We start from the raw sequence: 7,680 nt of genomic DNA, 5'->3' as shown, positions 1-7,680 counted from the left end.
AGGCAGTTGGCGCTGCAATGCGTAAGTTAATGCAAATTTGTTTTGGTGTGATTAAACATCAACAAGAATATCGACCTCTAGCTACATAAAATAGAGCTAGAGATCGGTATTGAGAGATGGTATCTACAGGTTTGATTTAATTTCAAGAAGGCCATGCATTGCATGGCCTTTTTTATTCAATGTTTTGAATCTGAATAATACAAATTTTATTTAAATCTATAGCTATCAAGCTTGTAGGTTTTTTATTTTCATCATTTTTGAATTTATGTCACCACGTCTGTCACTTTTTAGTTAAGGTCAAAATGATTCCTTACTTTTTCTCTGAATAACGTTCCAAATAGTTTGTGGCTATCTAGCTCATATCTTACTCTTCCTGCGATAATACAGGGAGAAATGTTCAGTTTGTTTGCTAATTCTTTAACACTAACAGGGTCTATATACTTCTTAGGGTCCCAGTTTTCTAAAGGAATAAAACACTCTTTAGCCAATGCATCCGCTTCTTGTTCTTTTTCATCCGCTCCATGTGCATCAAGATCATCAAGAAACCAAGTTTCAGTCTCGTCCACGTGAAGAGCCAAGTGAGCCAACTCATGCATTAACGAAAACCAGAAGTTATCCAGTTTATCGTATCTCAGCGTCAAGGCGACTATAGGATTGCCGTTGCAAGAAGTGCACACAGCACCATCTAAATAAGTTTTAGGAAGATGAGGCTCAATAATCAGATGAATACCGTGAGCATTTAGGTACTCTTTGGCAAGTTCTGGACCTTGGCTAGACCAAGACATCTCTGCAAGCTTCTTCATCCAATCAGCATCCACAGTCCCTTTTTGGTAGCTTGCCTTTAATGTATCGCCTTTTGCTTTTTGAAGGACTCTAACCTGCCAAGCCCACAATGCATAAGAATCTATTTCTTTATCGTTAGAGCGCAAGTGAGCAGAACTCCTGAGCAAAGCAGGCTCTAAATCAAATCCATTAGATACTGAAGACAAGAATGAATTTAGCTGTTCCGCTGCATATTCTTTTAGCTCCTTCAAAGAGCCTTTAAAATCAGGGAAGTAACCATTTTTACGCATTTCGGCTAGAGGAAAAGAGTGCCAGTCAACTTCAGACCTAATAGCTTGTTGTTGGTTAGGTTCTTTTATTAGAACGTCAGCAGAGATCCCTAAGCCTTTGCTAAGCTTACGAATCATATTGATACTGAGGTTGCGTTTACCATTAAGCACTTCAGTTACTTTAGGAGCTGAGCCAATAAAAGGAACTAAATCTTTCTTTATAAGTCCTTGTTGATCCATACGAAACTTAATGGCTTCTATTGGATCAGGCGGATCGATAGGAAACTTTTCCTCTTCGTACTTCTCAATCAATACGGCGAGCACATCCAGTTCATCTCCTTCCTTAGAGCCATCTTCAGGATCGAGATCCATTAATGTCATTAGACGCGCTAATGCTTGCTCATGATCTTGATCAGATTTTAAAAGTCTAATGTGGTCCATAACTCTTCCTTAAAAGTCTTTTTTGTCGTATTCCGAATGGGTTCCAACCCACTCTATAACTGCAATACCGTTTTGGTACCTGACTTTAACAACTAGCCGATAGTGATTACCTTTGATATTAAATATCACTCTATTATCAGACAGAAAGTCTGCGCTTCCGTAGCGATCTTTAATATCTTGAGGTGTCTTCCAGTTTGACCTCTCTGCTTCGTCAAACCATGCATCAAGTGCCTTTTTGGCATTTGCATGTTTCTTACTAAACTTTACTAGTTTGTCTCTTCCTAAGACCTTCATAGACTCCCCAAAGTTCCCAAGAAGGTAACTTTATACATGTTACCAAAATGGGAACTTAGTTTATATTGAAAATGGCAAAATACAATACTTATTTTGCCAAGCCTTGCGATTTCGTGACATCAGAGCCAGATGAAGCTTATGTACTACGTCAAGTTTACCCAATGCTAGTATTGCTTCAGTGACTTGTAAACTTTATGGAATAAATGCTCAGAAGCGAGACTTCTGAACTCACTACCACTCATAAGCTTACCGAAAATCTCATTGAAAATGTGGTGTTATCTCAGGGGAAAGGTCACCTAGCCCAACTAATAACCACAAAAACGAACATGATGTTTTGTAATATTCTCACTTATGACGCTTTATACGCTACCCGCCCACCTTACTTACGGCACTCAAAAATTGGGGGCTAAACTCGAAATTAACCCCGACTCGCAAGAGAGGAAGCTCTCTAAAAAACTTGTGCCTTTGAAGAGATGGGAAGCCCCAATCAACACTTTTAACAGCGCTGATAGAAGTTCAGTTGCTTAACTCTATTCCGCACCCCTTTAGCTACAAACTAATGCGAACGGCGAATCCGATGTGCTTAATCGGGAATTAGCCTTCTGCTCATGTATTAAACAGCCGTTTCATGACGGGATTGGCTTCGTGAATGTAAAATTCTATCTACTCGTACTTGTAACTCATCATTAAAACCTTCCAAACCTATGTTGTGCAGATTCATCAATCTGCAACAGTTCTGACAGCATTACGTTTAACAAATAAGAACTATCAATTGAATCTGGACCAAGCAAGTAACTTACCGAAGAACGTAATTAGCCACAACTGGGTATTAACCCAAACTGCCGACATGCAAGAAGTGGTAAACGCAGGTGGCGCAGCAGCGCCTAGATAATGACTACCTGCCGGAAGACCAATCAAAGGTGATTGCTGCAACGAAAATCATCGGTGGCGGTGAAAGCACCACCATTACTTTTTCTACCAGCGGTTTGGAAAAAGGCGGTGACTACACGTTCTTCTGCAGCTTCCCAGGCCACTGGGCGATTATGCAAGGTAAGTTCATCGTTAACTAAACACCAACGGCAGGCCATGCCTGCCCTACAGGTTTGATTTAATTTCAAGAAGGCCATGCATTGCATGGCCTTTTTTATTCGATGTTTTGGATCTGCTCGCGCATTTGCTCAATCAGCACTTTAATTTCCACTGCGCTGGCGGTGATGTCGGCGTGGATGGACTTGGAGCCGAGGGTGTTGGCTTCGCGGTTGAACTCTTGCATCATGAAGTCGAGGCGTCGGCCGCAGGCGCCGCCTTTGTTCAGGGCGTTGCGGGTTTCTTTAATGTGGCTGTCGAGGCGGTCGAGCTCTTCGGCTACGTCTACCTTTTGCGCCAGCATGACCATTTCTTGTTCCACGCGTTCGGCGTCGAGTTCTATTTTGGCTTCTTCAAACTTGCTGAGTAGGCGTTCGCGCTGCCACTGAATAATTTCAGGCATGCGTTGGCGGACGCTGCCGGCCTGTGTGCTAATACTTTCCAGGCGGTCTTCTATGAGCTTTTTCATGTTGCCGCCTTCAGCGGCGCGGTGTTCAAGGAAGCTACTAAGCGCTTTTTGAAAGCCCGCCATGAGTTCGGCTTGCAGGGTGTCCAGGTCGGCTTCTTCGCTGCTAATAACGCCTGGCCAGCGAAGGACGTCGAGGGGATCAATCGTCGCTTTAGCACCTTGGCTTTGCAGCCATTCGGCGCTGTGGATAACTTCGCGTGCAAGCTCTTCATTTAGCGTGATACTGCTCTTGCTGGTTTGTTCGGCGTTAAAGCGTAGGTTGCATTCAACTTTGCCGCGGTTAAGCTTTTTGCGGAGCTGGTCACGTAGGGGGATTTCCATAGCACGAAACTGTTCTGGCAAGCGGAAGTGGGTTTCTAAATAGCGCTGGTTTACGGAGCGTAATTCCCAAACGGCTGTGCCCCAATCGCCTTTCACTTCTTCTCGCGCGTATGCTGTCATGCTGTGGATCATACTGGTCTTCCCTTTACACTTAGTGTTGCTAGCTGATGTGGGGGGAGTATAGCATTAAGCTGTATATGGGTGCATGCGCTTTCATTTTTGGCTTAGCGCGCTGAAGCTGCTACAACTAGGTTTGGTTGTGTCATTTCAAACCATACATAACAAGGAGTTGGTTATGGCGTTTCGGTTTCATCGGCGTATTACCTTATTTCCTGGCGTTCGCTTAAACCTTGGCAAAACCGGCGTCAGTGTGTCGGCGGGGGTGCGCGGGGCTACGGTGACCGCAGGCAAACGGGGCGTGCATGGAAATGTGGGGCTGCCGGGCACAGGGCTTTCTTATCGCAAGCGGCTCGACAAGCCAGTGCGTGTTCGAAGCTCTCATGGCTCTGGCCGAACTAATAACGGGGCGACCACAGAGCAATTGACTCTTTCCTTAGACGAACGTGGCCAACTGCTGGTGCATTCGCAAACCGGCGAGCCTGTGGATACTTCGGTGCGGCGGGCGCTTTGGCAGCACTATGCTGGAGAAATAACCGACTTTTTACATGCTGAATGCGAGCGCATTAATAACGACACCGAGGCCTTACTTCATATTCATGCCGACACCCCACCGCTGGCGACCCCTTCGCCTTCTTATCAAACACAAGCCTATAGGGTAGCCCCGCCTAGCCTGCCTGCACTGCCGGACTTACCCGAAGCGCCCATGCCACCCAGGCGTTATTTTTGGCTGAAGTTATTTCCTGGGGTTATGGCCAAGCGTGAGCGCGACTTTGAACAGGCGTATCAGCATTGGCAACAGGCGCTTCAGGCAATAACGGAACAGCGTGCAGCGCTGGAACACACGTTTCAACAAGCCCTTGAGGGCTGGCAGGCAAACAAACAGCAACATCAACAACAACAAAAACAGGCCGCGGAACGGTTCCATCACCAGCTAAGGCACTGCCCCGACACCATGACAGAGCAACTGGAACAAGCGCTTGCGGCTTTATCTTGGCCTCGCCAGACACATATTAGCTTTGAGTTGACGCAGCAAGCGGAACACTTCCATTTGAATTTAGATGTTGACTTACCTACTGGAGCAGCCTTTCCGAAACAAAGCGCCAACCTAAGCAAAACAGGCAGACGGCTGTTAATGAAGGACAAAAGCGCGCGCCAGCAACGTATGGAGTATGCACGCCATGTGCACGGTGTGGTGTTTAAAATTGCGGGCGTTAGTTTTGTGACCTTACCCAACTTACACAACTTAACCATTGCCGCATATACCCAGCGCTTGAATGAAGCAACCGGCTTTACAGAGGACACCTATTTGCTTGAAGTGGACGTTACCCGTGAGCAATGGCAGCAACTAAACCTAACAGATGCACGCAAGATAGATCCCATAGCCGCCCTTGAGCTATTTTCATTAAATAGGAACATGACAAAAACAGGTATTTTTAAACCTATCAAATGCTAATCAAGAGTATGTAAGTACATAAACCACATGAATATTTTATTGTTTGATGCATCTCAAACTTTAGTTAATTAACCACTTCTTTTTATTCTGCACTGCTACACTGAAAGGCATACCTACTCATTGGTAGGCACAGGCAGAAATGGAGTGTATGACGCTATGAACAAAGCTATAAAAGTAACCATTGTGGGTGCCGCTGCGCTCCTGGTTGCTGCCGTTGGTATTGCCAAGTCGGTGCCCTACTGGTTCGCACCAAAAATGGACAACCCACCCACTGTGAATATTCACGACCCTGAGCTGATTGCCAAAGGTGAATATTATGCTCGGGTTGCTGACTGTGTTGCCTGCCACACGGCACCTGGCGGCAAGCCTTTTGCCGGTGGTTTGGGTATGCAAACGCCATTAGGCGCCATTTATTCCACTAACATTACCCCCGATCCTGAAACGGGCATTGGCAATTACTCCTATGCAGACTTCGAGCGTGCGGTACGCCGCGGTGTGCGCCCTGACAACGTGTCGCTTTATCCGGCCATGCCTTCCGTGTCGTATATGATTGCCAAGGACGACGAAATTGAAGCCATGTATGCCTACTTTATGTCGGCGGTGGAGCCTGTTCGTCAAGACAATCAAGCGTCGACCATTCCCTGGCCTGCCAATATGCGTTGGCCGCTTGCTTGGTGGCAGTTGATTTTTGCTCAACCGCGTGAGTTTGCTGAAGACCCTACACTAACGGCCCAGCAAAACCACGGGGCCTACTTAGTGGAAGGACTCGCCCACTGCGGCGCTTGTCATACACCCCGCGGTATTGGCTTTCAAGAAAAGTCACTCAGTAACCGCGATTCCGAGCAGTTTTTAGCTGGCTCTGTATTAGAAGGATGGTATGCAAAAAGCCTGCGTAATGAAGGTGTTGGGTTAGCTATATGGAGTGAAGACGAAATCGTTGAGTTTTTACGTACCGGCCGGACCCATCACACAGCCGCTTTCGGTAGTATGTCCGACGTGGTGGAAAAAAGTACTCAATACTTTACTGACGAAGACTTACAAGCCATTGCGAGCTTCTTGAAAACCCTGCAGCCACGCTCCGGTTACGCTGTCGACTGGCAGCCGAATGACGACACCACGACTGCCAAACTACGCAGCGGTAACATTACCGAGCCTGGCGAGATTATTTACATACAAGAATGTGCCACATGCCACCGCTTAGACGGCAAGGGTGCACCACGGGTATTCCCAGCATTAGCAGGAAATTCCATTGTGTTTGCTGAAGACCCAAGCTCGCTTATTCAAGTCACCTTAGCGGGTGCCAAAATGGCCGACACCAAGTACGACATGATGGCATTTACCATGCCGGGTTTTTATCACTTAAGTAACCAAGACCTGGCCGATGTACTGAACTTCATTCGCACGGGTTGGGGCAACCACGGCAGTACTATTTCGACCCGTGATATTGCCCGCATGCGCCGCGTGGTTGACCATGCGCCGGAGCATTATGTGCCACAGGCAGCAATTAGAGAAGGAGCACACCATGAATAAGGGTACTGTGAGTATTATCGCAATAGCCGTTGTTGTAGTTGCTGCTTGGATGTGGAATGAAAGCCGCTATTACGACGCTCCGGCAACACCAGCCTTAACGGTTGTCGACGCCGACGGCAACGCTGTAGGTGAGTATCGCCCACCGCTTGCCCGTGACATGCTTGCGGAAGAAAATGCCGACTCTATTATTTACGGCATGCGTTTGCTAAACGAAACCGCTCGCTTACTACCCGACAATGTAGGCAATGGTTTGAACTGTAATAGCTGCCACATGGCGCAGGGAAAACGGCCTTTAGGTGCGCCCTATATCAATACCATAAACGACTACCCGAAATTTATGGGCCGCCCGCAAGCTGTCCTTAACATTCAAGAACGCATTAACGGTTGTTTCCGACGCTCTATGAACGGCACGCCCATTGACGAGTCGTCAGAAGAAATGCAAGCCATGGTTGACTACATGGACTGGTTACGTGGCGACGTGGAGAAAGGGCATCGGGTTGATATTAAAAATATGGAATATTTTAAAGTGGCTGAATACACGCCCGACCCTGTTCGCGGTGAAGAAATTTACGTGCAACAATGTGCCGCCTGTCATGGCGCTAACGGTGAAGGTATGAAAGACCAATTTGGTGACTTTATATTCCCTGCGCTATGGGGCGACGAGTCGTTTAACTTAGGTGCGGGTATGGCACGTATGTCGCGCGCTTCGCCTTTTGTACTGCACAACATGCCCATTGGGGTTGGGTTAGACGCTCCTTTAGGTCAAATTACCCTAAGCAAGCAAGACGCCGTGGACGTGTCAGCGTACTTCACCGTGAAGCCGCGGCCCGACTTCCCAGACAAAATATATGACTGGCCTGGCGTACCAAAACCTGCCGACTTTCGTTCACATTAGTCCCCCAAGGCTTATGTTG

At 47.1% G+C, this 7,680-nt stretch carries 7 protein-coding genes; 4 read left to right on the top strand and 3 right to left on the bottom strand.

The annotated features are described in order from the left end of the window. Positions 1-287: 287 nt before the first annotated feature. Positions 288-1,493, bottom strand: coding sequence for an ImmA/IrrE family metallo-endopeptidase (locus CWE15_RS10835; RefSeq protein ID WP_126758110.1), 1,206 nt, complete (start codon positions 1,491-1,493; stop codon positions 288-290). Positions 1,494-1,502: 9 nt separating this feature from the next. Then, a complete protein-coding gene (locus CWE15_RS10830; RefSeq protein WP_126758109.1) occupies positions 1,503-1,787 on the bottom strand; it encodes a type II toxin-antitoxin system HigB family toxin in 285 nt (94 codons plus the stop codon). Positions 1,788-2,656: 869 nt separating this feature from the next. Here CWE15_RS10830 and CWE15_RS10825 point away from each other — a divergent pair. Further along, positions 2,657-2,857 (top strand): plastocyanin/azurin family copper-binding protein, encoded by a 201-nt coding sequence (locus CWE15_RS10825; RefSeq protein WP_198675019.1) that lies wholly within the window; start codon positions 2,657-2,659, stop codon positions 2,855-2,857. A gap of 74 nt (positions 2,858-2,931) precedes the next feature. Here CWE15_RS10825 and CWE15_RS10820 read toward each other — a convergent pair whose 3' ends face one another. After that, the gene (locus tag CWE15_RS10820; protein ID WP_126758108.1) at positions 2,932-3,795 is read right to left on the bottom strand and encodes a YicC/YloC family endoribonuclease; all 864 of its coding nucleotides are present in this window, start codon (positions 3,793-3,795) and stop codon (positions 2,932-2,934) included. Between the two features lie 163 nt (positions 3,796-3,958). Here CWE15_RS10820 and CWE15_RS10815 point away from each other — a divergent pair, with 163 nt between their 5' ends. The 3 genes from CWE15_RS10815 to CWE15_RS10805 all read left to right on the top strand — a co-directional run bounded on the left by CWE15_RS10815 (position 3,959) and on the right by CWE15_RS10805 (position 7,661). Continuing rightward, on the top strand, positions 3,959-5,236 hold the full coding sequence (locus CWE15_RS10815) for a DUF4236 domain-containing protein (protein WP_157980756.1): 1,278 nt from the start codon (positions 3,959-3,961) through the stop codon (positions 5,234-5,236). A gap of 156 nt (positions 5,237-5,392) precedes the next feature. Next, positions 5,393-6,766, top strand: coding sequence for a cytochrome c (locus CWE15_RS10810; protein WP_126758106.1), 1,374 nt, complete (start codon positions 5,393-5,395; stop codon positions 6,764-6,766). Continuing rightward, positions 6,759-7,661: a c-type cytochrome gene (locus CWE15_RS10805; protein ID WP_126758105.1), complete on the top strand. Its 903-nt coding sequence runs from the start codon at positions 6,759-6,761 to the stop codon at positions 7,659-7,661. The genes CWE15_RS10810 and CWE15_RS10805 overlap by 8 nt, the downstream gene beginning before the upstream one ends. Positions 7,662-7,680: the final 19 nt, after the last annotated feature.

The sequence above is a fragment of the Aliidiomarina taiwanensis genome (assembly GCF_003987015.1).
GTDB lineage: Bacteria > Pseudomonadota > Gammaproteobacteria > Enterobacterales > Alteromonadaceae > Aliidiomarina > Aliidiomarina taiwanensis.
The sequence above is the reverse complement of the archived record's forward strand: the minus strand, read 5'-3'. Positions and strand labels throughout refer to the sequence as shown.

Excerpts from the sequence above, each read along its gene's own strand:
- CWE15_RS10835 (WP_126758110.1), bottom strand. The coding sequence starts at position 1,493 with ATGGACCACATTAGACTTTTAAAATCTGATCAAGATCATGAGCAAGCA.
- CWE15_RS10830 (WP_126758109.1), bottom strand. The coding sequence starts at position 1,787 with ATGAAGGTCTTAGGAAGAGACAAACTAGTAAAGTTTAGTAAGAAACAT.
- CWE15_RS10820 (WP_126758108.1), bottom strand. The coding sequence starts at position 3,795 with ATGATCCACAGCATGACAGCATACGCGCGAGAAGAAGTGAAAGGCGAT.
- CWE15_RS10815 (WP_157980756.1), top strand. The coding sequence starts at position 3,959 with ATGGCGTTTCGGTTTCATCGGCGTATTACCTTATTTCCTGGCGTTCGC.
- CWE15_RS10810 (WP_126758106.1), top strand. The coding sequence starts at position 5,393 with ATGAACAAAGCTATAAAAGTAACCATTGTGGGTGCCGCTGCGCTCCTG.
- CWE15_RS10805 (WP_126758105.1), top strand. The coding sequence starts at position 6,759 with ATGAATAAGGGTACTGTGAGTATTATCGCAATAGCCGTTGTTGTAGTT.